Genomic DNA, 25,779 nt, shown 5'->3' with positions numbered 1-25,779 from the left:
TGACGATCCCGTACGACCGCCCGAAGGGAAGGCGCCCCGTTGACAGTCCACAGCGACGGCCCGGACGAGACGACGCGCCGCCAGGGCGGCGAGGACGCGGCGGGCCCGGAGGGCGCGCTGGTCGTCCGGTACGCCCCCAGGTCCCCGAAGGCCGCGGTGCTCACCCTGCACGGCGGCCGGGCCCAGGACGTCTCCGTCAGCCGGCCCTGGCATCTCGCCGCGCTGCGGATGCGCCCCGTGCTGCGCGCCGTCGCCACCGGGCTGCCGTCGGACGGCATCGTGCTCGGCGAGGTGCGCTACCGGCACCGGGGCTGGAACGGCGGGGCCGCCGCCGACGACGTGCTGCGCGCCCTGGGTGAACTCCGCGAGAAGTTCGGCCCGCTGCCGGTCGTGCTGGTCGGCCACTCCATGGGCGGCCGGGCCGCCCTGCACGCGGCCGCCCACCCGGCCGTGCGCGGAGTGCTGGCGCTCGCGCCCTGGCTGCCCGCCGCCGAACCCGCCGTCCACCTGCGCGGCCGGCGGCTCATGGTGATGCACGGCGACGCCGACCGGATCACCCGCCCCGACGACTCGGTGAACTTCGTGCTGCGGGCCCGCACGGCCGGCGCGCACGCCGGGATGATCATGATCACCGGGGCGGAACACGCCATGCTGCGCCGCCTGCCCACCTGGCACCGGCTCGCCACGGAGATCGTGGCCGACCTGCTGCGCGACCACCCCGCGAAGGACGGCACGGTCGCCGAGGCCACCGCTCCCGGAGCGCCGGCCTTCCTGCGCGTCTGACCCCTCCCGCGCGGCCTGCGGGGCCCGCCGACATGTCCCGCTTGTCCCCGTATCGATCCCCGCACTGTGTGCACTGCGGTGATCCGAGCTATCGGGCCGGTGGCGGGCCGAGCCCGGCGGCGGGCACATTCGGACCGTGGACAGGCGGGAGGGGCAGCCATGGGGGAGAGGCCGACAGCCGGCGTCACCATCGAGGACCTTCGGGCGGAGCTCGACGCGATCGACGAACGTTTCCTGGACGAACTGCGCGCCCGGATCGAGAAGTGCGTGGAGATCGGTCACTTCAAGCGGGAGCACGACGTGCCGATGATGCAGCCGCACCGTATCGGGATCGTCCAGGAACGCGCCGCCCGCTACGGCGAACGGCACGGCATCGACCGGGAGTTCCTGCGGAAGCTGTACGACCTCGTGATCGAGGAGACCTGCCGCGTCGAGGACCGGGTGATCGGAGGTTCGTCGTGAGGACCTTGCTCATCGACAACTACGACTCGTTCACCTACAACCTCTACCAGTTGCTCGGCGAGGTGAACGGACGGCCGCCGGTCGTCGTCCGCAACGGCGCCGACTGGTCCGCGCTGCGGCTGGAGGAGTTCGACGCCGTCGTCATCTCGCCCGGCCCCGGACGTCCGGACCGGGAGCGGGACTTCGGCATCAGCGCCCGCGCCATCCTCGACAGCGGACTGCCCGTCCTCGGCGTCTGCCTCGGCCACCAGGGCATCACCCATCTGTTCGGCGGCACGGTCGCCCTCGCGCCCGAGCCCATGCACGGCCGGATCTCCGCCGTCCACCACACCGGCACCGACCTCTTCGCCGGACTCCCCAGCCCCTTCGACGTGGTCCGCTACCACTCGCTCGCCGCCACCGACCTGCCCGGCGAACTAGAGGCCGTCGCCTGGACCGCGGACGGGGTGATCATGGGCGTGCGGCATGTGTCCCGGCCGGTGTGGGGCGTGCAGTTCCACCCCGAGTCCATCAGCAGCGAGTACGGCCGCGACCTGCTGCGCAACTTCCGCCGCCTGGCACTCACCCACCGGGCCACCGGCGCGAGCGGCTCCCGGTACACCGTGCACACCCGGCAGATCGGCCTCCAGCCCGACACCGAGGCCGCCTACCGAGCCCTCTTCGCCGGGGACGCCCACAGCTTCTGGCTGGACAGCGGCGCCGTCATCGAGGGCCTGTCCCGCTTCTCCTTCCTCGGCGACGGACGCGGCCCGCTGGCCGAGTACGTCAGCTACCGGGTCTCCGACGGCGGCGTCACCGTCCGCAGCCCCGGCCGCGCCGGCGACGAGGGCGAGATCGTCGAGCAGGGCTTCTTCGAGTACCTCGACCAACAGATCCGCACCCGCGCCGTACCCGTACCGGCCGGGCTGCCCTTCGAGTTCAACCTCGGCTACGTCGGCTACCTCGGCTATGAACTCAAGGCCGAGACCGGCGGCCAGGCCGTGCACAAGTCCGCCACCCCGGACGCGGCCATGCTGTTCACCGACCGCATGCTCGCCGTCGACCACACCGAGGGCGTCAGTTATCTGCTCGCTCTCTCCGCCGACGGCGACGACCGCGACGCCCTGCGCTGGCTGGACGAGACCGAGGCGCGGCTGCGCGCCCTGCCCGCCCCCGGCACCGCTTCGGACACCCCGGCCCGCTTCACCGGCATGACCGACCCGGACGCCAGTGACCTCCTGCGGCTCCGGCACGGCAAGGACGCCTACCTCGACCGGGTCCGGCAGAGCCTGGAGGAGATCCGGCAGGGCGAGACGTACGAGGTCTGCCTGACCAACTCCGTCGTCATGGACGTCCGCATCGACCCGCTCACCACCTACGCGCGGCTGCGCCGGCTGAGCCCGGTGCCGTACGGGGCGCTGCTCGACTTCCAGGGCGTCGCCGTGCTCAGCGCCTCGCCCGAGCGGTTCGTCACGGTCGGCACGGACCGGGTCACCGAGTCCAAGCCCATCAAGGGCACCCGGCCGCGCGGGGCGACCCCGGCCGAGGACGAGGAACTGCGGCAGGACCTGCTCAGCCAGGAGAAGGACCGCGCCGAGAACCTGATGATCGTCGACCTGATCCGCAACGACCTCAACTCGGTCTCCGAGGTCGGGTCCGTGCACGTACCGCGCCTCTTCCACGTGGAGACCTACGCGCCCGTCCACCAGCTCGTCTCCACCATCCGGGGCACGCTGCGGCCCGAGGAGACGGCCGTGTCCTGCGTCCGGGCGGCCTTCCCCGGCGGCTCGATGACGGGGGCGCCGAAGCTGCGCACCATGGAGATCATCGACCGGCTGGAGGAGGGACCGCGCGGTGTCTACTCCGGGTCGCTGGGCTGGTTCGCGCTGAGCGGGGCCGCCGATCTCAACATCGTCATCCGCACGCTCGTCGCCACCCCGGACCGGGTCGCCTTCGGGGTGGGCGGGGCCATCGTGGCACTCTCGGACCCCGAGGAGGAGTTCGAGGAGACGGTCGTGAAGTCGCGGGCGATGGTGACGGCCGTGCTGGAGACGGCGCTCGAGGCCGGCACGTCCACGGGGAGCCGGTCGTGATCCGGCGGGCCGTCGTCGTCGGCGGGGCCGGGGCCGTGGGGCGGCTGTTCACCGAGCGGCTGCTCGAAGCGGGCACCGAGGTGACCGTCGTCGACCCCGCCGACGCCCCGGTGTCCGGCACGGCACGGCGGATGCGCGGCGACATCACCGACCCCGGCCCGGCGCTCACCGCCGAACTCCGCCGGGCCGGCCTCGTCGTCCTCGCCGTGCCCGAGCCGGTGGCGCTCGCCGCGCTGCCCGGCCTGGCCGGCGCGCTGGCGCCGGGCGCGGTGCTCGCCGACACCCTGTCCGTGAAGCAGGCCGTCGCCCGCGCCGTACGGGAACACGCCCCCGGCGTCCAGGCGGTGGGCCTCAACCCGATGTTCGCGCCCGCGCTCGGCTTCGCAGGCCGTCCGGTCGCCGCCGTGGTCGTCCACGACGGACCCGGCGTCGCATCGCTGCTGGAGCTGATCGAAGGGTGGGGCGCCACGGTCGTACGCCTCGACGCCGCCGAGCACGACCGGCTCGCCGCCGCGTCCCAGGCGCTCACCCACGCCGCCGTCCTCGGCTTCGGGCTGGCGCTGGCCGGTACGGGGGTGTCCGCCGCCGACCTGCGGCCCGTGGCCCCGCCGCCCGCGACCACGCTGCTCGCCCTGCTGGCCCGAATCGCCTCCGGCACCCCGGAGGTGTACTGGGACGTCCAGCACGCCAACGCCGAGGCCGGGGCGGCCCGCAAGGCACTGGCCGAGGCGGTGCACCGGGTCGCGGACACCGTGGAGCACGGCACCGAGGCCGGCTTCGCCGCCCTCCTCGGCGAACTCCGCGCCTACCTGGGCGACGACCTCGCCCACCACCGCGACACCTGCGCCCGGCTCTTCACACAGCCCTAGGTGCCCTGCCGATCACGCCGGACTCGCGGCCCGATCGACAAGACACCCCCTACGACCTGTCGCCCGAGCACCACCCGCGACGACAGGTCCCAGCCATCCCGTCCGCGGCCCGCACGGCACCGGCGGCGAAGACCTCGCCGCACCTGCCCGCACCCTGTCCGAGAGGTTGTCCATGACCACGTTCGCCCCGACCGTCCTCACCCCCGAGCAGCGGGCCGCGCTCGCCGCCGACCCCGCCATCGGCGGCGGCAACCTGCTGCGGTCCGCGCTGGCCGCCAGCCCCCACCCCGACCTGCCGTTCCTGCGCTCCAGCCGCCCGATACCCGTGCCGTCGGGGGAGGAGCGCGAGGAGTTCAGCCTCGCCGAGTTCGACGCGCTGGCCCAGAGCTGGTCCGCCTGGTACCTCGCCCAGGGCGTGGGCCCCCGCGACCGGGTCGCCGTCTGGTTCGAGGACTCCCTCGCCTACTCCCTGCACTTCTACGCCCTCGCCCAGATCGGCGCGGTCGCCCTGCTGATCAACTCCAACGCCCCGCAGGCCATCGCCACCTCGCTGATCGAGCAGACCACGCCCGTCGGCCTCTACGCCGACCGGGCCCGCCTGGACCGGCTCGGCTCCAAGGTGGCGGACCTCGGACTGCGCTTCACCGTGTCGGTCGAGGAGCTGCCCGCCCCGCCGGCCGCGCCGCTCCCGGACTCCGCCTACTGGCACCACCACGACGACGACCCGGTGACGATCCTGCACTCCTCCGGCACCACCGGCCGGCCCAAGCCCACCATCCACACCCACAAGTCCATCGTCTCCGGGCCCAAGTTCCGTCTGGTCGACCACACCGAGCACCCCGGCGCCCTGATGATGACCGCGCTGCCCCAGTCGCACCTGGGCTGCATCGCGTACACCGTGTACGCGGTCCTCGGCGGCACCCCGATCGTCGCCCTCAGCGACCGCAGCGGCCCCGGACTCGCCGCCGCCGTCGGCAAGTACAAGCCCACCTCGGTGATGTCCTTCGCGCACGCCTACGCCGAACTCGCCAACACCGAGCCGGAGCCGGGCGCGCTGGACTCCGTGCAGGCGTGGGTGTCCATCGGGGACGCCGTGCACCAGGCCCACATCACCAAGGTGCTCTCCATGCGCAGCCCCGGCCTGGAGCCCGCCGCCTTCCTGGACCGGCTCGGCACCACCGAGCTGGGCTGGGGCGTGCTGCTCAAGGCCCGCACCCTGGACAGCGAGCGCCACGACCGCTGTGCGGGCAAGCCGGTCGGCGTCGCCGAGGTCGCCATCCTGCGCAAGGACGGCAGCCACGCCGACGACGGCGAGGTCGGCTTCCTCGCGGCCAAGGGCCCCGCCATCACGCCCGGTTACTGGGGCGACTCCGACCTCACCTACCGCTTCAAGCTGTCCGGCTACTGGCTGCCCGGTGACATGGCCTACCGCGACAGCGAGGGCGACTTCTTCCTCGTCGACCGCGCCGCCGACGCCATCGAGACCGAACAGGGCACCGGCTACTCGGTGTTCATGGAGGAGGTCATCCTCAACGACGTCCCCGACACCGGCGACGTCGCCGTGGTCGCCGGGCGACGCGACGGGCGGACGGTGCCGGTCGCCGTCGTCACCGTCGGCCAGTCGGTCGCCGACCCCGACCCGGAGAAGCTGCTCCGCCAGGCCAACGAGGCGCTGCGGGCCGCCGGCCACCCGGTGCTCGGCCTGCTGGAGATCGTCCCGGAAGAGACCGGTCTGCCCGTCGGTGTCACCGGTAAGGTCCTCAAGCGGCAACTGCGCGAGCAGTACGCCGAGCTGACCGCCTACGTCCGTGACCGCGACGGCGCGCTCGTCGCCGTCCACGAGGAGCCCACCGCATGACCGCAGACACGCCCGCCGCCGCGCCGGCCTCCGGCGCCGGTACGGACACCGCCAAGGTCGACTTCTACTTCGACCCGGCCTGCCCCTTCGCCTGGATCACCTCCCGCTGGATTCTCGAGGTGCAGCAGCACCGTCAACTGGACCTGAACTTCCGGCTGATGAGCCTGTACGTCCTCAACGAGGGACGCGAACTGCCCGACTGGTACCGCGAACTGGTCGACAACTCCCTCGCCCTGATCCGGATCGTCACCGCCGCCGCGCACCACCACGGCGACGAGGTACTGCCGGGCCTGTACGAGGAGCTGGGGACCCGCATCCACAACGGCGGCAACAAGGACTACCTGGCGGTCGCCGCCGAGGCCCTGGCCGCCCGCGGCCTGCCGGAGTCGCTGCTGGCCGCCGCCGACACCGACGCCTACGACGAGGAACTGCGCAAGAGCCACCACGAGGGCATGGACCCGGTCGGCGAGGACGTGGGCACGCCCACCATCCACATCGACGGCGTCGCCTTCTTCGGCCCGGTGCTCAACTCCATCCCGCGCGGCGAGGAAGCCGCCCGGATCTTCGACGGAGCCCGCGCGCTGGCCAACTACCCGGACTTCTTCGAGCTGAAGAGGACCCGGACGGGCAGTCTCCGCTTCGACTGAGACGCGCCCCGACGGTGACCGGGCCGCCTCCCGCCGACGGCGGAGCGGCCCGGCCGCCACGCACCATCGACATCGGCAACGACATTCGGGGGGAACGGGAGATGGACGAGCCGCAGCGAAGAGAACAGCGCCCGCCCGCGTTCGTACTGGCGGGATCGTTCCTGGTGGTGTGCCGGTCACCGGCCTACCTGGACGAACTCGCCCGGCGCGGCCTGAAGATCCTCCTCATCACCCCCGCCGGCGCCCGCGACGAGGCGCTGGCCCGCGCGGCCGACCCGGCCCATCCGGCCGCCGGCATCCACGACTTCGCCTTCGTCGACGGCGACCCCGGCCGCGACAACTCCTTCCTCCCCGGCGCGGTGGCCGCCGCCCTGCGCTGGCGCGAGGAGTACGACATCGTCGGGGCCTGTGCGGTGGGCGAGACCCAGGTCGAACCGGTCGGGCTGCTCGCCGACGCCCTCGGCTTACCGGGCCCCGGCCTGCGGGCGAGCCGCGCCTGCCGCAGCAAGTACCTCCAGCGCTGGTACCTGCCCGAGTACAGTCCGGCCGTCGTCGTCGTACCGCCCGGCGAGCGCGACCGGGTCGACGTCGCCTCGCTTGCCTACCCGGTGGTGTTCAAGCCGGCCGGACGGCACTCGAGTTCCGGGGTGGAGAGCGTCGACGGGCCCGCCCGGCTGCGCGAGCTGCTCGCCGGGCACCCGGCGCACGAGACGGTGCTCGTCGAGGAGAAGGCCGCCGGGCAGGAGTTCTCCGTCGAGTCCCTCGTCCAGGGCGGCCGGATCGTCTTCGCCTCCGTCACCCGCAAGGACACCACCGACACCCACGCGCCCACGTTCGTCGAGCTGTCCCACACCGTGCCCGGCGACCGCCCCGACCACGCCGAGACGCTGCTCACCGCCAACGCGAGCGCCCTGGACACCCTCGGTTTCCGCGACGGCGTCGCCCACGCCGAGTGGCGGATCGGCGCCGAGGGACGGCCCGTACTGATGGAGGTCGCCGCCCGGCCGCCCGGCGACGGACTGTGCGTGCTGTACGAACTGGCCACCGGGGCGTCGCTGGAGCGGCAGATCATCCGGATCGCCCTCGGTGAACCCGTCACCTATCCGGCGCCCACCCGCTTCGCCCGCCAGGTGTACCTGGAGCACACGCCGGGCATCCTGCGCGACGTGGCCGTGGACGGCTTCGGAATCGCGCCCGCCTGGGTCGGGGAACGCGGACTCTGGCCGCACCTCGAACCCGGCCCGCCGGACGCTCCGCCCACCCTGCGCGCGGTCCTCGTCCACCAGGACCGGGGTGCCCGTCTGGGCGAGCTGCACAGCTCCGAGGACCGTGCGGTGTCCTTCATCATCGACGCGCCGACCGTCGACGGACTCGCCGCCCTGGAGGCGGAGGTGCGCGCCGCCATCACCGTCGACACCGCGGCCGAGGCACTCCCGGAGGCGTCCGTCACCCACGTTCTCGTCGGCTACAGCCCCGTCATGCTCGGCAAGCTCGACGGCCTTCTCCCGGTCGGCTCCGTGCTGGTGCTGGAGGAACCCGACGTCATCGAGGCACGCGGGCTCGCCGGGCTCTCTGACCGCCACGCCTGCGTGGCCGCGCTGCTGCCCGCGCCCACCCAGGACGAGGCCCACCCCGAGCGTCTCGTCCGTGCCGTGTCCCGGCCGCCGCAGGTCCGCGCGGTCGTCCCCGTCGTCGAGTACGGCGTGGTCACGGCCGCCGCGCTCGCCGAGGAGTGGGGGCTGCCCGGCGCGGGCGTCAAGGCGGCCCACCTGCTCCGGGACAAGGGCCTGCTGCGGGCCGCGCTGACCGGTACCGGCACCCTCCAGCCCGACTGGGCGCCCGCCACCGGCCCCGAGACGGTCGCCGCCTTCCGGGCAGCCCACGGCGGAGAAGCCGTCCTCAAGCCCGCCGGCCGCCAGGCCAGCCTCGGCGTCCAGCTCCTCGGCCCCGACGACGACGTCACCGCGGCCTGGGCCCACACCACCACCGCCGACGAGCCGACTCTCCGTGCCCGCCCCCGCGAACCCGCCCGCTACCTGGTCGAACAGCGCCTGCACGGGCCGGAGGTGAGCGTGGAGGCCGTCGTCCACGAAGGCGTCGTCGGCTTCCTCAACATCACCGCCAAGACCGTGCGGGACTCCCGGCACCCCGTCGAGACCGGCCACACCGTGCCCGCCCCGCTGCCCGAGGACACCGGCGCCGAGCTGCGCCGGTCCCTGGTGCGGCTCGCCCAGAGCATCGGCTTCCGCTCCGGCATCCTGCACTCCGAGTGGCTGCTCGCCGGGCCGGACGGACGCCCGCACCTGATCGAGTGCGCCGGGCGGATGCCGGGCGGCGGCATCACCGTCCTCATCGACGAGGCGTACGGCACGGACATCCTGAGCTGTCTGCTCCGGGTGCTGGAGGGACGCGGGCCGGTGGAGCCCCGGCCCGCCCTCAAGGGCGCCGCCGTGCGCTTCCTCACCCCGCCACCCGGCCGGGTCGCGCGGGTGTCCGGCGCCGGGCGGGCGCGGGAGGCGGAGGGGGTGCACGCGGTACACCTCGGCGTAGAGCCGGGGGGCGTGGTGCGGCCCGTCACCAGTTCGTGGGAGCGCGCCGGGTTCGTCATCGCCACCGCCGAGGAGGGACCGGCCGCCGCGAGGCGGCTCGCCGAGCGGGCGGCCGCGCTGATCGACATCGCGACCGAGCCCGAGGCCGGGCCGGAGTCCGTGCCTGGGGAGGAGGGATGAGCCGCTCCTTCTGGCGCGCCTACGTCCCCGCCACCCCCAACGGCCGTGCCTTCGCGGTCATTTCGCTGGTCAACGCGATCGGCACCGGGCTCTACCTGGCCGCGTCGGCGGTGTTCTTCGTCCGCTCGGTGGGACTGACCCCGGCGGAGGTCGGCACCGGCCTCGCCATCTCGGGCGTCGTCGGCTTCCTGACCACCGTGCCGATCGGCGCGGCGGGGGACCGGTTCGGCGCCCGGCGCACCCTGATCGCCCTCCAGGTGTGGCGGGCAGGCGGCTTCGCGCTGCTGTGCCTGGTGCACGGGCTGGTCGGCTTCACACTCGTCTCCTGCGCGCTGGCCGCCGCCGAGGCGGCCACCCAGCCGATGACCCAGGCGGTGGCGTCCGCGACGGTGGCGGGCGCCGACCGCACCCGCACCATGGCCATCATCCGCACCGTGCGCAACGCCGGATTCTCCGTCGGCGCGCTGCTCGCGGCGCCGCTGCTGACCGCCGACAGCGTGTGGCCGTACCGGGCCATCGTGCTGGGCACCGCCGCCGCCTTCGTCCTGTCGGCGCTCATGCTGACCCGGCTCCGGCTCGACGGCGCCGACACCGTCCAGCGCAAGGTCGGCCCGCTGGACGCGGTGCGGCGTTTCCGGGACTGGCGGTACGGTCTGCTCACCGTCCTCAACGGCTTCCTGAACCTGCATGTGACGATCCTGTCCGTGGGCCTGCCGCTGTGGGCGCTGAAGGCCACCGAGATGCCCCCCGGGGCGCTGCCCTTCCTGGTGCTGGTCAACACCCTGCTGTCGATCGTGCTCCAGGTTCCCGTCGCCCGGATCGCGGAACGCCCGGGCGGCGCGGCGCGCTCGCTGCGGCTCGGCGGGCTGGCCCTCACCCTGTGCTGTGCGGCCCTCGCGGTGTCCGGCGCCCCCGACTCGGCCTGGGCGGCGGCCGCCGTGCTCGGGCTGGCCTGCGTACTGCTGACCTTCGGGGAGATGTGGCAGGCCACCGGCGGCTGGGAACTGAGCTACGAGTGCGCCCCCGAGGACCACAAGGGCGTCTACCTCTCGGTGTTCAGCCTCGGCGGCACCGGTCAGCGCATCGTGGGCCCCGCGCTGATCACCTCCGTCGTGATCGCCGGGGGCCCGCTCGGCTGGGTCGGCCTCGCGGCGGCGTTCGCCCTGGCCGCGCTGCTCGTCACCCCCGTCACCCGCCTGCTGCGCACCCCGCCGCCCGCGGACGTGGCGGCCCCCGTGGAAAGGACCGCGTCATGACCGGGCCGAAGGAACTGCTGCTGGCCGGCGTCGGCACCATGGGCCGCCCGTACCTGGAGGCCGCCGCCCGGCTGGGCGTACGGGCCCGCGCGCTGGAGTCCGCCGCGACCTGGGAGAACCGCCCCACCGCCCTCGCGGAACGCTTCTACCGGGTGCCCGGCGGCCACGAGGAGTCCTGGGCGGGCGCGGTCGCGGCCGCCGTGGCCGAGCGGGTGCCGGACGGTCTGATCGGCTTCGCCGAGCCCCAGGTCGTCGCCGCGGCCCTCGCCCAGCAGCGGCACGGACTGCGCGGCCCCTCGCTGCACGCGGCGGTCGTCTCCCGCGACAAGGCCCTGCAACGTGCCCTGTTCGGTGCGCACGGCGTCCCGCAGCCGGAGTATCTGCACGTGGCCCGGCTCGGCGAGGCCCGCGACTGGATGCTCCAGCACCTTCCCGTGGTGGTCAAACCGCTGAACCTGTCCGGCAGTCAGGGCGTCGAGCTGATCCGTACCCCGGAGGAGGCCGAGGAGGTCGTCGCCCGTCGTGACGCGGAGGGACAGCTCCTCGTCGAAACGGCCGTCGACGGGCCCGAGTTCAGCTGGGAGGCCCTGGTCCGCGAGGGCGAGGTCCTCTTCGGGAACCTCACCGCCAAGGAGACCACCCCACCGCCGTACTTCGTCGAACTCGTCCACCGCTGCGGCCACGAGTTCGGCCCCGCATCCGCCGCCCAGGTGACGGAGTTGACCTCAGGTGTGCTCCACGCCCTCGGCATGGAGACCGGCCTGGTGCACCTGGAGTTCCGGATGAGCGCGACCGGCCCGGTACTGATGGAGGTCGCCGTCCGCACCCCCGGCGACTATCTGCCCGACGCGATCGGCCTGACCTTCGGCTTCGACCTGTACGAGGCCATGGTGCTGCTGTCGCTCGGCCTGCCCCTGCCCGCCCTGCCCGAGCGGCCGGTGTCCCATGCCGCCACGGTCTTCCTCACGGCCGCGCCAGGCACCATCACCGGGATCGCGGGACTGGACGAGGTGCGGGCGCACCCGGCGGTCGTCCGGGTACGGCCGCGCAAGGGCGTGGGGGACACGGTCCAGCCGCTCACCTCGTCCGGCCGGCGGCTCGGGCATGTGCTCATCGACGCCGGTTCGCCCAGCGAGCGGGAGGACGCCGTGAAGTTCGTCCGCGAGACCCTGCGCTTCACCGTCACCTCTCAAGTGCCCTAGCCGGGAAGGCCTTTCCGGTGGCGCGCCCCACCGCGAGCCGGAAAGACTCCTCCCGGGACGAGCCCGTACGGAAGGAACTGCATGCGCGTCAGCCGGATCATCCCCCCACCCGGACCGCCCAGGACCCTGGCCCTGGCGCAGCTCACCAACTCCGTGGGCGACGGCGCCTATTACGTGTGTTCGGTGCTGTACTTCAGCCGGGTCGTCGGGCTGTCCCCGACCCAGATCGGCGCCGCGCTCACCATCGGCTGGGCGCTCGGCGCCGTCGTCGGAGTGCCGCTCGGCCATCTCGCCGACCGGCGCGGGCCGCGCGGGATCGCCGTCGTGATGTCGCTGGCCACCGGCGCCGCCATCGCCTCCCTGCTCCTCGTACGGACCTACCCGGCGTTCCTCGCCGCCGTGTGCCTGTACACCTGCTGCCAATGCGGCCTGGCCGCCGCCCGGCAGGCCCTGCTGGCCGGTCTGGTGGAACCCGCCCGGCGCACCGAGACGCGGGCCTACCTCCAGTCGACCGTCAACGCGGGTCTCGCCCTGGGCGCGGCCCTCGGCGGCATCGCCCTCCAGCTCGACACCGAGGCGTCCTACCTCTCGGCGCTGGCGATGGACGCGGTCACCTTCGTCCTCGCCGCCTGGGTCCTCGGCCGGCTGCCCGCGCCCGCGAGGCAGCTTCCCTCGGCCGGCAGGCCCGCCGGACGCGCCCTCACCGTGCTCCGGGACCGCCCGTACGCGCTGGTCTCGCTGCTGAACATGGTCATGCTGCTGTACATGCCGCTGCTCAGCGTGGTGCTGCCGCTGTGGATCGTGCAGCGGACCGGTGCGCCGGGCTGGACGGTGTCGGCGCTGCTGGTGCTCAACACGCTGAGCGTGGTGCTGTTCCAGGTGCGGATGGCCGCGCGGGTGACGGGACTGCGGTCGGCCGCGCGCGCCGTGCGGCAGGCGGGGATCGTGCTGCTGCTGGCCTGTGTGTGCTTCGCGGTGTCGGCGGCCGGCACCTCGGCCTGGCTGCCGGTACTGGTGCTGCTGCTCGCCGCGTGTGTCCAGGTCTTCGGCGAGATGCTGCTCGGCTCCGGCTCCTGGGAGATCGGCTTCGCCCTCGCCCCGGCCGACAAACAGGGCCAGTACCAGGGTTTCTACGGCGCCGGAACCGCCGTCGCGCGGCTCATCGGCCCGCTTCTGCTGACCACCCTCATCCTGTCCTGGGGCACCGGGGGCTGGCTGGTCGTGGGCGCGCTGTTCCTGGGGGCGGGCCTCGCCATGGAACCCGCCGTGCGCTGGGCGCAGGCGCGACGCCCGGCGGAGATGCGGGAGTCGGCACCGGTACGGGACTGAGCCTCAGGCGAGCGTCGCCGCGACCCGCAGCACGGCGTCGTTCGCCTCCGGGGAGCCGACCGTGACCCGTACGCCCTCGCCGGGGAAGGCCCGTACGACGACGTCGGCGCGGGCGCACGCCTCCGCGAACGCCGTCGTGCGCCCGCCCAGCGGCAGCCACAGGAAGTTGGCCTCCGACGCGGTCACGGGCAGGATCGGCCGCAGCGCGCTGGTCAGCCGGTCGCGTTCCTTGACCACCGCCTCCACTCGTTCCAGCAGCTCGTCCTCGGCCGCCAGGGAGGCCAGGGCGGCGGACTGGGCGAGCGCGTTGACCCCGAACGGCACGACGGTGTGCCTGATCCGGGCGGCCACCTCCTCGTGCGCCACCGCGTAGCCGACCCGCAGCGCGGCCAGGCCGTACGCCTTGGAGAAGGTCCGCAGCACCACCAGGTTCGGGCGGCTGCGGTACAGCTCGATGCCGTCCGGGACCTCGGGGTCGCGCACGAACTCCCGGTACGCCTCGTCCAGCAGTACCAGGACGTTCTCGGGCACGCGGTCCAGGAAGGCTTCCAGCTCGGCGCGGGTGACGGCGGTGCCGGTGGGGTTGTTGGGGTTGCAGACGACGGCCAGGGCGGTGCGCGGGGTGATCGCGTCGGCCATCGCCGCCAGGTCGTGCCGCTCCTCGCGCAGCGGCACCCGGACCGAGGTGCCCCGGCAGATCTCGGTGAGGTGCGGGTACGCCTCGAACGACGGCCAGGCGTACAGCACTTCGTCGCCGTCACGGACCACGGCGTGCAGCAGATGGTGCGTGACGCCGACCGATCCGGCGCCGGTCACGATGTGCGAGCGCGGCACACCGTGGCGGCCCGCGAGGGCGTCGGCCAGCTCGGTCACCGTGCGGTCCGGGTAGCGGTTGAGGCCGCCGGCCGCCTCCGTGAGCGCGGTCCGCACCGAGGGCAGCGGCGGGTAGGGGTTCTCGTTCGCGGCCAGCGCGTGACGGGTCATGGACGCGTTTCTCCTGGGGTCGCTCGAGGGCGCGGGGAATTCCCGGAATCCGGCCCGGCCGGGGAATGATCGCTCAATGCCATGAGATATCCGAGCTGGAGCCGGTGCTGCGCACCATAATCCTCTTTCAGGCGCGCCACATGGCTTTGCAGTGAACGCAGGCTCAGTCCCAGGCGCCGGGCTATCTCTTTGTCCGAGCGGCCCTCGATCAGCAGTTTCCGGATCGATTCCCGCATGTCCGGGATCACTTCTCCGGCGGCCTCCGCGGCGCGCACCGGGACGAAGGGAAACGGTTCGGCGCGGTCCCACTGCCGGGTGAACACGTCCGTGAGGAAACCGACCACGGCCGGCTCCCGGACCAGCACCGCGGTCTGCCGGTCCCGGCTGCCCGGGATGAACGCCGCCGACCGGTCGATGATGATGAGCCGCTCGAAGAACTCCGGCAGTGTGCGCACCTGGACACCGAACTCGGTCACCACCTTGACGTATTGCTTGGTCGGCTCGTCGAACCGCGTGCTGTGCTGGTAGAGCGTCCGCATGGCCACCCCGGCGGCGAGCTGCCGGCGTACCGAGGCGAGCGCGTCGCGCAGCACCGAGGGCGGGCGCGAGCCGTCCGGCTGGGCGGTGAGGATCTCCTCGCGGGCTCCCGCCAACTCATTCTGAATGGCCCGGTTGATGTCCGGAAGGCCGTTCAGGTACCGGAAAGCGGAGTTCGCGCCGCCGGTTTCCCCGGCGTCCGGACGGGCCCCGGAGGGGCGTCGCCGCTCCGGGGGTGCCCAGTCGGCCTGCTCGGCGACGGCGCGCGAGAGGCCGCTCAGGGCCTCGGCGACGTTGCGCATGGTGGTGCGGTAGTCCGGGACGTCCTCGGCGAGGCCGGCCGAGCAGGCGGCTATCGCCTCCCGGAGCGGTCCGGGCCCCTGCTCCTGAAGAGGCGCCACGGTCATTTCCGTGCCCGATTTACGCTGAGCTGTTTCCATTTCAATCCTTCGTTTCACGGCACTGCGCCGACCCGAAGCATGTTAGGTCTTTTGTGTTTGTTCGCCGACGGGCGACGGTTGTTCTGTCGGAGGATCGAACCGCGAACCCCACAGGTGCTCGCGTATTCCCCGAACCCTGATTTTCGCTGCCTTTACCGAAGAGGGGGAGACATGAACGGCGCAATCACCGGCTTTCCGCTGCCCGGGTCCGACGACGTCGGCTGGAACCGGTTCGGCCCGGAGTGCACCACCGCCTGACCGGCGGACGTCACCACCGCGCCCGGCGGCGCGCCCGACGGGAGGAAACCGAGCGTGAGGGCCGTTGAGACCGTCCTGCGCAGACATGCCGAGGACGGGGACCGGCCGCTGGTGGAGGTGACGGCCGAGGACGGCACCGCCGTCGTCCACTCCTACCGCGAGATCACCCGTGCCGCCCGCGCCCTGGGGGACCGCCTGGACCCCGGTCCCCGGCGAAGGGTGGGCATCCTGTGCGGCGACACCGCCGAGGCCGTCGTCGCCGAACTCGCCCTGCTGGCCCTGCGGGTGACCGGTTGCCCGGTGCCGCCCGGCACCTCCGCGCGCACCGCGGCCGCCCTGCTCGCGGACGTGTCCGCCGTCCTCGCCGACGCCCGCGGCCTGGCCCTGCTGGCCGCCTGGGCGGACCGGCGCGTACTGCCCGAGGGCTGCCGGGTCGTCCCGGTCGACCTCGCCGCGCTCACCGACTCCGCGCCCGGCGCCTACCGTGTCCCCGACGACGACCGGGACTGGATCTGCAAGATCCTCCCCGCCTCGGCGGGCTCGGCCGGCCGGGTCGGCATCCGCGCCCACGCGGTGGACGCTCATCTCGACGCGCTGCGGGCCGAGTTGCCGGCCGGAGCCTTCGCCCGCTGCGCGGTCACCGTCCCGCTGGGCGCGCTCGCCCATCAGGTGGCCGCCACCCCCATGGCCATCGTCGACGGAGGCTGCCTGCTGCTGCCGCCGCGCGGTGTCCCCGCCGCCGCCCTGCCGGACTGGACGGCCACCGTCCGGCCCACCGCGCTCGCCGTCACCCCGTCCGCCGCGACGGCCCTGATCGGCGCCGCCCGCACCGCGCGCCGCGAGGGCATACCGGTACCGGCCGCCCTGTTCGGCACTCCCGGCGTACCGCTGCTGTGGTGCGGCACCGAGGTGCCCCATCCGCTGCTGCGTGAGTGCGAGGGGCTCGGGCTGCCGGTGTACGCGGGGTACGGGCTGGCCGGGAACACCGGCGCGGTGAGCTGGAACACCCCGGCCGCCCGCAGGTCCGGCACGGTCGGGCGGCCGCTGCCCCACGTCCGCGCCGAAATCGGGCCCGACGGCGAACTCCTGGTCGGGGGAGACGGGCTGGCCGTCTCCCTGGGCTCGGACGAGCCGGCCGACGGCTGGCTGCACACCGGGGTACGGGCCGCCATCGACGCCGACGGGTTCCTCCACCTCCTCCGGCCTGACCGCGCCCGGCACGCCGGGGAACCGCTGACCCCCGAGATCGGCCGCCTGCTGTACTCCCTGGTCCGCTCCCTGCGCGCGGACTGTGTGGTGGCGTTCGACGGCACCGCCGACGGCTCCCTCGACCAACTCGCCGCCGGGGCACGGGCGAACGGTGCCGGACGCATCGTCGGCCATGTGCCCGACGCCCACCGGGCCGCCGACACCCGCGCCCGGCTCACGGCCGCCGGGCTCGCCCCCTGGGCGGAGGTCCGCCACGCCGGCCTGCACGACCTCGGCCGCGCCCCCGCCCCGGTCGACCTCGCCCTGCTCGACTGCCGACCCGATCTGACCCTGCCCGCGCTCACCGCGCTGGAGGGGCGGATGCGCCCCGGCACCATCGTGCTCGCCCTGGGCTCCGCCCCCACCGGCCCTTACCTCGACCGGGTGCGCGACGGCGCGGACTACCTCTCCATGCCCCTGCCGGTGGGCGCCGGAGCGGAGGTCTCCATCCGGCTCACCCCGGCCGCCGCCGTCCACCGCCCCGCTCCCCGTCCGGTCCCCGGACCGGACACGCCCCCTCCACAGCCCAGCGGAGAGTGACCCCTTGATCAGCACACCCTCGGAGATCTGCGTCGTCGGGGCGGGACCCCGCGGCGTGTCCGTCCTGGAGCGGCTGCTCGCGCAGGAACGCAAGTCGCCCTCGCGCGAGCGGCTCACCGTCCACCTCGTCGATCCCTCGCCCCCGGGGCCGGGCCGGGTCTGGCGCACGGCGCAGTCCCCGCACCTGCTGATGAACACCGTGGCCTCCCAGGTCACCCTGTTCACCGACCACAGCGTCGACATCGCCGGCCCGGTCGAGGACGGCCCCAGCCTGTACGAGTGGGCGCGCCGTCTCGCCGCGACCGGTACCGCCGACGAGCCGATCGCCGCCGAGGCCCGCGCCCTCGGCCCCGACTCCTACCCGACCCGCGCCTTCTACGGCCACTACCTGCGCTGGGTCTTCCGGCGCCTCCTCGCCACCGCCCCGGCCCACATCACCGTCCGGGTGCACGCCTCGCGCGCGGTCGCCCTGGACGACACCGGGCCGGTGCCGGGGGGCCCGCAGAGCGTGCTCCTGGCCGACGGCACCAGGCTGACCGGGCTCGACGCCGTCGTCCTCGCCCTCGGCCACCTCCCGAACCGGCCCGGCGACGAGACCCGGCGGTTCGCGGACTTCGCAGCCACGCACGGGCTGACCTATCTGCCACCCGCCAACCCCGCCGACCACGACCTCTCCGGCATCGGCGCCGGGCAGCCGGTGCTGCTGCGCGGGCTCGGCCTCAACTTCTTCGACTACCTCGCGCTGTTCACGCTCGGCCGGGGCGGCTCCTTCGCGCGGGTCGGCGACCGGCTGGTGTACCGGGCCTCCGGCGAGGAACCCCGCATGTTCGCGGGCTCCCGGCGCGGGGTGCCGTACCACGCGCGCGGCGAGAACCAGAAGGGCGCGCACGGGCGCCACGAGCCCCGGCTGCTGGACCAGGAGAGGGTCGCCGCCCTGCGTGAACGCGCCCGGCGCGGCGAGCGGCTGAGCTTCCGGGCCGACCTGTGGCCGCTGATCGCCCGCGAGGTGCAGGGCGTCTACTACGCGGCCCTGCTCACCGCGCGCGGGCAGCACGCCACCGCCTTCGCCAACGCCTACCCGCACGTCCCGGAGAGCGAGGAGGACGCGTTTCTCGACGCGGCCGGCATCGGCGCGGCCGACCGCTGGGACTGGGCGCGGATCGCCCGGCCGTACGGGGACCGGGAGTTCACCTCCGTGGCCGACTACCGTGCCTGGCTGCTCGGGCATCTGCGCCGGGACGTGGCCGACGCCCGCGCGGGGAACGTCACCGGCCCGCTGAAGGCCGCGCTGGACGTGCTACGCGACCTGCGCAACGAGATCCGCCTCGTGGTGGACCACGACGGCATCGACGGCGCCTCCTACCGCGACCAGCTGCACGCCTGGTACACCCCGCTCAACGCCTTCCTCTCCATCGGCCCGCCCGCCTCCCGCATCGAGGAACTCACCGCGCTCGTCGAAGCCGGGATCGTGGAGATCCTGCCGCCCGGCCTGCTCGTGGACACCGCGGCCCACGGCCCCGCCTTCATCGCCCGCACCCTCGGCGGAGCGGACGTCGCCCCGCCCTTCGCCGCGCTCGTCGAGGCCCGGCTGCCCGAGCCCGACCTGCGGCGCACCGCCGACCCGCTGCTGCGCCACCTGCTGAGCACCGGCCAGTGCCGCCCGCACCGGATACCCACCGCGCACGGTGGGGTGTACGAGACCGGCGGCCTCGACGTGTCGACGCGCCCCTACCGGCTCGTGGACGCCGCCGGACGCGCCCATCCCCGGCGCTTCGCCTACGGCGTCCCCACCGAGTCCGTGCACTGGGTCACGGCGGCGGGCATCCGGCCCGGTGTGGGCTCCGTGACGCTGGAGGACTCCGACGCCATCGCGCACGCCGTACTGTCCCTGCCCGCCCCGGTGTCCGCCGGACCGGCGGAGGTGACGGCATGAGCGCCGGACTCGACGTCGGCCTGCTGTCCCCGGTACGGGCCGGGGTGCCGGTGGAGGAGGCGACCGGGGACCTGGCGTGGCTCCAGGCGATGCTGGACGCCGAGGCCGCGCTGGCCCGGGCGCAGGCCCGGCTCGGCGCCCTACCCGCCTCAGCCGCCGCCGTCATCACCGAGGCCGCCGACGCCGGCCGGCTGGACGTCCGCGCGCTCGCCCTCGCGGCCCGTGAGACCGCCAACCCGGTGGTCGGGCTGGTGCGCGCCTTCACCGCCGTGGTCGCCGCCGTCGACCCGGCCGCCGCCGAGTACGTCCACCGGGGCTCCACCAGCCAGGACATCCTCGACACCGGCACCATGCTGGTGGCCGCCCGCGCGCTGCGCCTCACCATCGCCGATCTGCGTGCCACCGCCGGGGAGCTGGCCCGCCTCGCCGGAGAGCACCGGGACACCGTCATGGCCGGGCGCACGCTCGCCCTGCACGCCGTGCCCACCACCTTCGGGCTCAAGGCGGCGGGCTGGCGGTCCCTGGTACTGGACTCCGCCGACCGGCTCGGCCGCGTCCTGGACCACGGCCTGCCGGTCGCGCTCGGCGGCGCGGCGGGCACCCTCGCCGGATACCTGGAGTACGCCCGCCTCGACGGCGCCACCGGCGCCGGTGATCCCGGCGGCTACCTGGACGCCCTCACCGCCGCCTACGCCGACGAGACCGGCCTCGCCCGGCCCGTCCTGCCCTGGCACGCCCTGCGTACGCCGGTGGCCGGCCTGGGCGCGGCCCTCGCCCACACGGCGGCCGCGCTGGGCAAGATCGCGGTCGATGTCCAGGTACTGGCCCGCACAGAGGTCGGCGAGGCGGCCGAGCCCGCCCCGGCCGGCCGGGGCGCCTCCTCCGCCATGCCCCACAAACGCAACCCGGTCCTCGCCACGCTGATCCGCTCGGCGGCCCTCCAACTCCCTTTGCTGGCAGCGGGGTTGACGCAGTGCCTCACCACCGAGGACGAGCGGTCCGCAGGGGCCTGGCACGCCGAATGGACCCTCCTGCGCGAGTCCCTCCGCCTGACCGGAGGTGCCGCCCACACCGCCCTCGACCTCGTCCGCGGCCTCACCGTCCACCCCGGCCGCATGCGCGCCAACCTGGCCCTGACCGGCGGCCAGATCGTCTCGGAGCGTCTCGCCGCGGTCCTGGCGCCCCGCCTCGCCAAGGCGGAAGCGCGGCGACTGCTGAGCGAGGCGTCGGGGCGCGCGGCGGAGGAGGGGGTGCCGCTGGGGGAAGTCCTCGCGGAGCTGACCGAGTTGGAGGGTGTGCTGGACGGCGGGGAGTTGGCTGAACTGCTCGACCCGGCTCGGTACACGGGTGGGGCGGGGGCGCTGGTGGACCGGGCGCTGAAACGCTGAGGGGCGGCACGGGACCGGCGGTCCCGGCTGCCTGCACCGAGCGTCGCGCTGCGACGCCGACCGCGGCAGGGGACGCACGCGCCCCTCGCTGCCTACGCTGGCGGCTGCTCGTTCGTGGTGACCGTCTTCAGGAGGCATCTGTGTCCAGTCGTACCCGGACCGAGGAGTTCCGTGAGCTGCACCGGCGGCCGGAACCCGGTGATCCGCTGGTGATCCCCAATGTCTGGGACGCGGTGAGCGCCCGGGTGTTCGCGGATGCCGGGCACCGGGTGCTGGCCACCTCCAGTGCCGCGGTGGCCGCTGTGCTCGGGTACGACGACGGGGGAGTCGCCCCGGCGGACGAGGTGTTCGAGGCGCTCGCCCGGATCATCCGCGCCGTCGACGTCCCGGTGACCGTCGACATCGAGGACGGCTACCGGCTCGCACCGGCCCGGATCGTGGAGCGGCTGCTCGGCGTGGGTGCGGTCGGGTGCAATCTGGAGGACACCGACCACGCCTCCGGCAAGCTCAAGGACGCCCGCGAACACGCCGGCTGGCTGGGGGAGTTCGTGGCGGCCGCCGAGGGCCGGGTGGTGCTCAACGCCCGCGTGGACACGTTCCTGCACGGAGCGAGCGACGCGGAGGAGGCGATCAGCCGGGGCCGCCTGTACGCCGAGGCGGGGGCGGACGTGGTCTATCCGATCCTGGCCCCGGCCGATCTGCTGCCCGAGCTGGCCAAGGGCGTCCCGGCGCCGCTGAACGCCCTGTACCTGCCGAACGGGCCGGCCCCGGCGGAGCTGGGCCGGCTGGGTGCCGCCCGTGTCACCTTCGGTGGTGGCCTGCACCAGCGTGCCGAGGCCGCCCTCACGGAGATCGCCCGCACGCTGCCCGCCTGACCGCAGGCACAAAAAGGTGCGCCCCGCCCAAGTCCCTGGGCGGGGCGCACCTGTTGGGGCTACAGCCCGGCCACCGCGCGGAGCGCCTCCGCCCGGTCCGTCCGCTCCCAGGTGAAGTCGGGCAGCTCGCGGCCGAAGTGGCCGTACGCCGCCGTCCGGGCGTAGATCGGCCGCAGCAGGTCGAGGTCGCGGATGATGGCCGCCGGGCGCAGGTCGAAGACCTCGTCGATGGCCTTGCCGATCACGTCGACGCCGACCCGGTGGGTGCCGAAGGTCTCGATGAACAGCCCCACCGGCTCGGCCCGCCCGATGGCATACGCGACCTGCACCTCGCAGCGCGCGGCGAGACCGGCGGCCACGACGTTCTTCGCCACCCAGCGCATGGCGTACGCGGCACTGCGGTCCACCTTGGACGGGTCCTTGCCCGAGAAGGCGCCGCCACCGTGGCGGGCCATCCCGCCGTAGGTGTCGATGATGATCTTCCGGCCGGTCAGCCCCGCGTCGCCCATCGGGCCCCCGATGTGGAAGCGCCCGGTGGGATTCACCAGCAACCGGCAGCCCTCGGTGTCGAGTTCGATGCCCTCCCCGGCCAGCCGCGCCAGCTCCACGTCGACCACGTTGCGGCGCACCTCGGGCACCAGCAGGTCCTCCAGCGAGACGTCCGCCGCGTGCTGTGCGGAGACGACGACCGTGTCCAGCCGGACCGCCCGGTCCCCGTCGTACTCGACGGTGACCTGGGTCTTCCCGTCGGGCCTGAGGTACGGCATGTTCCCGGAGCGGCGCACCTCGGTGAGCCGCTGGGCCAGCCGGTGCGCCAGCCGGATCGGGAGCGGCATCAACTCCGGGGTCTCGTCGGTCGCGTAGCCGAACATCAGGCCCTGGTCCCCGGCGCCCTGGGCGGCCAGCAGATCCTCGCTGTCCGCGTCGACACCGCGCGCGATGTCGGGGGACTGGGCCCCGATGGACACGGACACCCCGCAGGAGGCGCCGTCGAAGCCCTTCGCGGAGGCGTCGTAGCCGATGTCGAGCACGGCCTCGCGGACCAGGGCGGGCACGTCGGCCCAGGCCCGCGTGGTGACCTCGCCGGCCACGTGCACCTGGCCGGTGGTGATCAGGGTCTCCACGGCGACGCGCGAGCGCGGGTCACGCGCCAGCAGCGCGTCGAGGACCGTGTCGCTGATCCGGTCGGCCATCTTGTCGGGATGGCCCTCGGTGACGGACTCGGAAGTGAACAGACGGCGGGGCATGACACTCCTCGGGTTGCAGCGGCTGCTGACGGTGCGGGGTGGCCGGGGTGGGTGCCCCGGCCGGGTGTCACCAGGCGTACGCCTCGGGCGCGGGCCGGTGACCGGGGAAGATCTCGTCGAGCCGGGCCAGCGCCTTCGGCTCCAGCTCGACGTCGAGCGCGGCGAGGGCGCTGTGCAACTGGGCCGGCGTACGCGGCCCGACGACGGGCGCGGTGACGGCCGGGTTGGCGAGCAGCCAGGCCAGCGCGACATGCCCCGGCTCCTGGCCCAGCTCGGCGGCGAAGTCCTCGTACTCCTGGATCTGCGGGCGCCTCCTCGCCAGCGCGGCGGCGGCCCGCCCTGCCGTGCGCCGCACGCCCCGGCGTTCGTCGCGGAGCACCCCGGCGAGGAGGCCGCTGTGCAGCGGGGACCAGGGGAGCAGGCCGATGCCGTAGCGCCGGGCGGCCGGGACCACCTCCAGCTCGACGGTGCGCTCCAGGAGGTTGTAGTGGGACTGCTCGCTCACCAGGCCGGGCAGGTGCCGGGCGCGCGCGGTCTCCTGGGCCTCGGTCAGGTGCCAGCCCGCGAAGTTGCTGGAGCCGACGTAGACGATCTTGCCCTGGGTCACCAGGACGTCCAGGGCCTGCCAGATCTCGTCCCACGGGACGGACCGGTCGACGTGGTGCATCTGGTACAGGTCGATGTGGTCGGTGCGCAGCCGCCGCAGGCTGGCCTCGACCGCCCGGCGGATGTGCAGCGCGGAGAGCCCGCCCTCGTTGGGCCAGTCGCCCATGTCGGAGTACACCTTGGTGGCCAGCACCGTCCGCTCGCGGCGGCCTCCGCCCAGCGCGAGCCAGTTGCCGATCACCGTCTCGGTCAGGCCGGGGTGCTCGGGCCAGCCGTACAGGTCGGCGGTGTCCACGAAGTTGACGCCCGCGTCCAGGGCGGCGTCCAGGATGCGGTGGGCCTCGGACTCCTCGGTGTGCACCCCGAAGTTCATGGTGCCGAGGCAGAGCCGGGAGACGCGCAGACCGCTGCGGCCGAGCTGGGTGTACTCCATGACGTCCTTTCGGGACCGGTTCGGGATCGGCGGGATCAGCGGAAGTCGTCGGCGTGGTCCGCGGCCCAGCGGTCGAAGGTGCGCGCGGGCCGGCCGGTGAGGTCCTCCACGGCCGAGGTGACCGGCAGGGCGGTGGCCGGGTCGGCCTCGGTCTGGGACCACTCGTTCAGCAGGTCCGCGACGATCCCCGGCCGCAGGAAGCGCTCCGCCTCGGACCGCCAGACCTCCGGGTCGATCCGGGCCACCCGCAGCGGCCGCCCGCTCGCCTCCGCGATCGCGGCGACCTGCTCCGTCTGCGAGACGGGTGCGGGCCCGGTGACCGTGTACCAGCGCCCGTGGTGGCCGTCCGTCCGCAGCGCGGCCACGGCCGCCGCCGCGAGGTCGGCCTCGTGCACCGCCGGGCACACGGCGTCCGGATGGGGCAGCCGTACCACCCCGTCCGCCCGCGCGCCCGGCGCCCACCACAGCGCGTTGGTGGCGAAGGGCGCCGGCCGGAGCACCGTCCACCGCGCCGGCCCGTTCTCCGCGAGCGCCGCCTCGGCCGCCCGGTACCTCGGGTAGACCCAGGAGGACCGGTCCCGCGCGGTGTGTCCGGCGGCCCAGGCCCCGGTGAACAGCACCACCTTCTCCACTCCCGCACGTTTCGCCGTCGCCGCGAATGCCGGAATGGCGTCGAGAACCGGGAAGAGGAATACCGAGGACACCCCGTCGAGCGCCGGATAAAGGCTTTCCGGATCGCTCAGGTCGCCGCGTACGACACTTGTCCCGGACGGAACTTTCGCGTTTTCCGGGTCACGGGTCAATACACGTACTTCTTCGCCGGCTGCCAGCAGTTCCCACAATACGTGGCGGCCCGTCTTGCCGGTGGCCCCGGTCACCAGAATTGTCATGCGGAGAGCATAGGGAGAATCGCTGGATTCAGGCGATGGTGTTCACCGCCCCCCGGCCGTCGACCGCGCGGGCCCGCTCCTCCAACTGCTGGGCCGCGTCCCGCCAGGACGCCGCGCATTCCCGGGCCGCGGCCGCGACCTTGGCCGCGCAGTGTGGCGGAATCCGGTCCACCAGTTCCTCCCAGCGCCGGTTCGCCAGCGCGTGGGTGTCCAGCAGGCGCAGCAGGAACCGGCCGTGCTCGGTGAGCCGTATCGACGGGTCCCGCTTGAGCAGAAGCAAGGTCTCCGCCAGCGCGAAGGCCGTCACACCGCCCTGCTCCGGACCGCGCGACGCGGGTGCCGGCGCGGCCGGCCTGTGCACCGGCCCGCCGGACGGCCGCCCGCCGAGGGTCGGACTCGCGCCCTTCTGCACGCGCTCGCGCACATCGCGGGCGGTGGCCAGGGACAGCCCGCTCTCCCGGGCGATCTCCCGCAGCGTGGCCTGCGGATGGGTACGGGCGTATTCACCCGCCAGCCGGCGCCGCTCGGAGTTGTCCACCGGGCGCGACCGGCCGTCCCGGCCGATCCGCGCGTTCAACTGAGGAATTGCGTCACCCGAACGACGCCGGATCGAGCCCACCGTCTTCGGCGACAGCCCGGTGGCGGACGCGATCATCCGGTCCGACCAGTCCGGGTGCGAGCGGATGATCCGCAGCGCGGCCGCGTTGCGGTCGGCGCGGGTCAGCGGTAGCCCGTGGTGGGCGTTGCGCTCCACCGCCAGCAGGAACGCGTCCTTGGCGGTGCCGTCGAAGTACTGCACGTCGATGTGGGTCCGCCCGTTGAGCCGGGCGGCCCGCAGCCGGTGGACGCCGTCGATGACGCGGAGTGTGGCGCGGTGCACGATGATCGGCGGCAGCGGCGAGACGCACTGCGCCAGGTGCCGTACGTGTTCCTCGTTCTCGCCCGATATCCGGGGGGAGTCGTCGGTCGACAGCGACTCGATGGGCGCGCGTGTCACCGGCAGGCTGTCCGCCTGTGCGTTCCACATTTCCGCCGACTCGCAGATCACCGGGGCGGCCAGGTGAATTCCTCTGGTTTCCGTCACAGCCATTCTCAATCTCCTGTTCATATGTCCGTACGGGGGGCATAAAGATGCGAGATTGACGCGCGTGGCCACAGACCGGTCGACCGGTTCGGGACACCCGTGAGGGTGC

At 73.9% G+C, this 25,779-nt stretch carries 20 protein-coding genes; 14 read left to right on the top strand and 6 right to left on the bottom strand.

The genetic code is table 11. From position 1 onward, the window contains the following. The first annotated feature begins 39 nt into the window (after positions 1 to 39). The 10 genes from E5082_RS09490 (at position 40) to E5082_RS09440 (ending at position 13,207) form a co-directional block, all read left to right on the top strand. On the top strand, positions 40 to 783 hold the full coding sequence (locus E5082_RS09490; RefSeq protein ID WP_135790837.1) for an alpha/beta fold hydrolase: 744 nt from the start codon (positions 40 to 42) through the stop codon (positions 781 to 783). Positions 784 to 942: 159 nt separating this feature from the next. After that, a complete protein-coding gene (locus E5082_RS09485) occupies positions 943 to 1,245 on the top strand; it encodes a chorismate mutase family protein (protein ID WP_030803911.1) in 303 nt (100 codons plus the stop codon). Beyond that, entirely contained in the window at positions 1,242 to 3,317 is a 2,076-nt protein-coding gene (pabB, locus tag E5082_RS09480; RefSeq protein WP_135790836.1) for an aminodeoxychorismate synthase component I, read from the top strand. Before E5082_RS09485 ends, pabB begins: the two co-directional genes overlap by 4 nt. Continuing rightward, on the top strand, positions 3,314 to 4,186 hold the full coding sequence (locus E5082_RS09475; RefSeq protein WP_135790835.1) for a prephenate dehydrogenase/arogenate dehydrogenase family protein: 873 nt from the start codon (positions 3,314 to 3,316) through the stop codon (positions 4,184 to 4,186). The genes pabB and E5082_RS09475 overlap by 4 nt, the downstream gene beginning before the upstream one ends. Before the next feature lie 172 nt (positions 4,187 to 4,358). After that, positions 4,359 to 6,044, top strand: a complete 1,686-nt coding sequence (locus E5082_RS09470; RefSeq protein ID WP_135790834.1) for a class I adenylate-forming enzyme family protein — start codon at positions 4,359 to 4,361, stop codon at positions 6,042 to 6,044. Further along, positions 6,041 to 6,691, top strand: coding sequence for a mycothiol-dependent nitroreductase Rv2466c family protein (locus E5082_RS09465; protein WP_135790833.1), 651 nt, complete (start codon positions 6,041 to 6,043; stop codon positions 6,689 to 6,691). Before E5082_RS09470 ends, E5082_RS09465 begins: the two co-directional genes overlap by 4 nt. 101 nt (positions 6,692 to 6,792) lie before the next feature. Further along, positions 6,793 to 9,420 carry an ATP-grasp domain-containing protein gene (locus E5082_RS32830; RefSeq protein WP_229918781.1) on the top strand — a complete coding sequence of 876 codons (2,628 nt, stop codon included), beginning with the start codon at positions 6,793 to 6,795 and terminating at the stop codon, positions 9,418 to 9,420. After that, complete coding sequence (locus E5082_RS09450; RefSeq protein ID WP_135790832.1) at positions 9,417 to 10,676, top strand: MFS transporter; 1,260 nt, start codon at positions 9,417 to 9,419, stop codon at positions 10,674 to 10,676. Before E5082_RS32830 ends, E5082_RS09450 begins: the two co-directional genes overlap by 4 nt. Then, the gene (locus E5082_RS09445; protein ID WP_135790831.1) at positions 10,673 to 11,878 is read left to right on the top strand and encodes an ATP-grasp domain-containing protein; all 1,206 of its coding nucleotides are present in this window, start codon (positions 10,673 to 10,675) and stop codon (positions 11,876 to 11,878) included. Before E5082_RS09450 ends, E5082_RS09445 begins: the two co-directional genes overlap by 4 nt. An 81-nt stretch (positions 11,879 to 11,959) precedes the next feature. Beyond that, on the top strand, positions 11,960 to 13,207 hold the full coding sequence (locus E5082_RS09440) for an MFS transporter (protein WP_135790830.1): 1,248 nt from the start codon (positions 11,960 to 11,962) through the stop codon (positions 13,205 to 13,207). A gap of 3 nt (positions 13,208 to 13,210) precedes the next feature. Here E5082_RS09440 and hisC read toward each other — a convergent pair whose 3' ends face one another. Together hisC and E5082_RS09430 are read right to left on the bottom strand one after the other, a co-directional pair. Further along, on the bottom strand, positions 13,211 to 14,269 hold the full coding sequence (gene hisC, locus E5082_RS09435; protein WP_373310022.1) for a histidinol-phosphate transaminase: 1,059 nt from the start codon (positions 14,267 to 14,269) through the stop codon (positions 13,211 to 13,213). Then, complete coding sequence (locus E5082_RS09430) at positions 14,188 to 15,186, bottom strand: hypothetical protein (protein ID WP_135790828.1); 999 nt, start codon at positions 15,184 to 15,186, stop codon at positions 14,188 to 14,190. Before E5082_RS09430 ends, hisC begins: the two co-directional genes overlap by 82 nt. A 294-nt stretch (positions 15,187 to 15,480) precedes the next feature. Here E5082_RS09430 and E5082_RS09425 point away from each other — a divergent pair, with 294 nt between their 5' ends. The 4 genes from E5082_RS09425 to E5082_RS09410 all read left to right on the top strand — a co-directional run bounded on the left by E5082_RS09425 (position 15,481) and on the right by E5082_RS09410 (position 21,410). Continuing rightward, positions 15,481 to 17,214: an AMP-binding protein gene (locus E5082_RS09425; protein ID WP_135790827.1), complete on the top strand. Its 1,734-nt coding sequence runs from the start codon at positions 15,481 to 15,483 to the stop codon at positions 17,212 to 17,214. Between the two features lie 4 nt (positions 17,215 to 17,218). Next, positions 17,219 to 19,147 carry an FAD/NAD(P)-binding protein gene (locus tag E5082_RS09420; RefSeq protein WP_135790826.1) on the top strand — a complete coding sequence of 643 codons (1,929 nt, stop codon included), beginning with the start codon at positions 17,219 to 17,221 and terminating at the stop codon, positions 19,145 to 19,147. Further along, entirely contained in the window at positions 19,144 to 20,535 is a 1,392-nt protein-coding gene (locus tag E5082_RS09415) for a nitrosuccinate lyase (protein WP_135790825.1), read from the top strand. Before E5082_RS09420 ends, E5082_RS09415 begins: the two co-directional genes overlap by 4 nt. A gap of 140 nt (positions 20,536 to 20,675) precedes the next feature. After that, positions 20,676 to 21,410 carry an isocitrate lyase/PEP mutase family protein gene (locus tag E5082_RS09410; protein WP_135790824.1) on the top strand — a complete coding sequence of 245 codons (735 nt, stop codon included), beginning with the start codon at positions 20,676 to 20,678 and terminating at the stop codon, positions 21,408 to 21,410. A gap of 59 nt (positions 21,411 to 21,469) precedes the next feature. Here the strand turns inward: E5082_RS09410 and metK are convergent, their stop codons facing one another. The 4 genes from metK to E5082_RS09390 form a co-directional block, all read right to left on the bottom strand. After that, positions 21,470 to 22,657 carry a methionine adenosyltransferase gene (gene metK, locus E5082_RS09405; RefSeq protein ID WP_135790823.1) on the bottom strand — a complete coding sequence of 396 codons (1,188 nt, stop codon included), beginning with the start codon at positions 22,655 to 22,657 and terminating at the stop codon, positions 21,470 to 21,472. A gap of 67 nt (positions 22,658 to 22,724) precedes the next feature. Beyond that, positions 22,725 to 23,696, bottom strand: a complete 972-nt coding sequence (locus E5082_RS09400) for an aldo/keto reductase (protein ID WP_135790822.1) — start codon at positions 23,694 to 23,696, stop codon at positions 22,725 to 22,727. Positions 23,697 to 23,731: 35 nt separating this feature from the next. Further along, on the bottom strand, positions 23,732 to 24,586 hold the full coding sequence (locus tag E5082_RS09395) for an SDR family oxidoreductase (protein WP_135790821.1): 855 nt from the start codon (positions 24,584 to 24,586) through the stop codon (positions 23,732 to 23,734). Positions 24,587 to 24,614: 28 nt separating this feature from the next. Next, entirely contained in the window at positions 24,615 to 25,676 is a 1,062-nt protein-coding gene (locus tag E5082_RS09390) for a ParB/RepB/Spo0J family partition protein (protein ID WP_229918780.1), read from the bottom strand. Positions 25,677 to 25,779: the final 103 nt, after the last annotated feature.

Source organism: Streptomyces griseoluteus (genome assembly GCF_004784465.1).
Taxonomy (GTDB): domain Bacteria; phylum Actinomycetota; class Actinomycetes; order Streptomycetales; family Streptomycetaceae; genus Streptomyces; species Streptomyces griseoluteus.
Note: the sequence above shows the minus strand (reverse complement) of the source record. Positions and strands in the feature narration are given on the sequence as shown.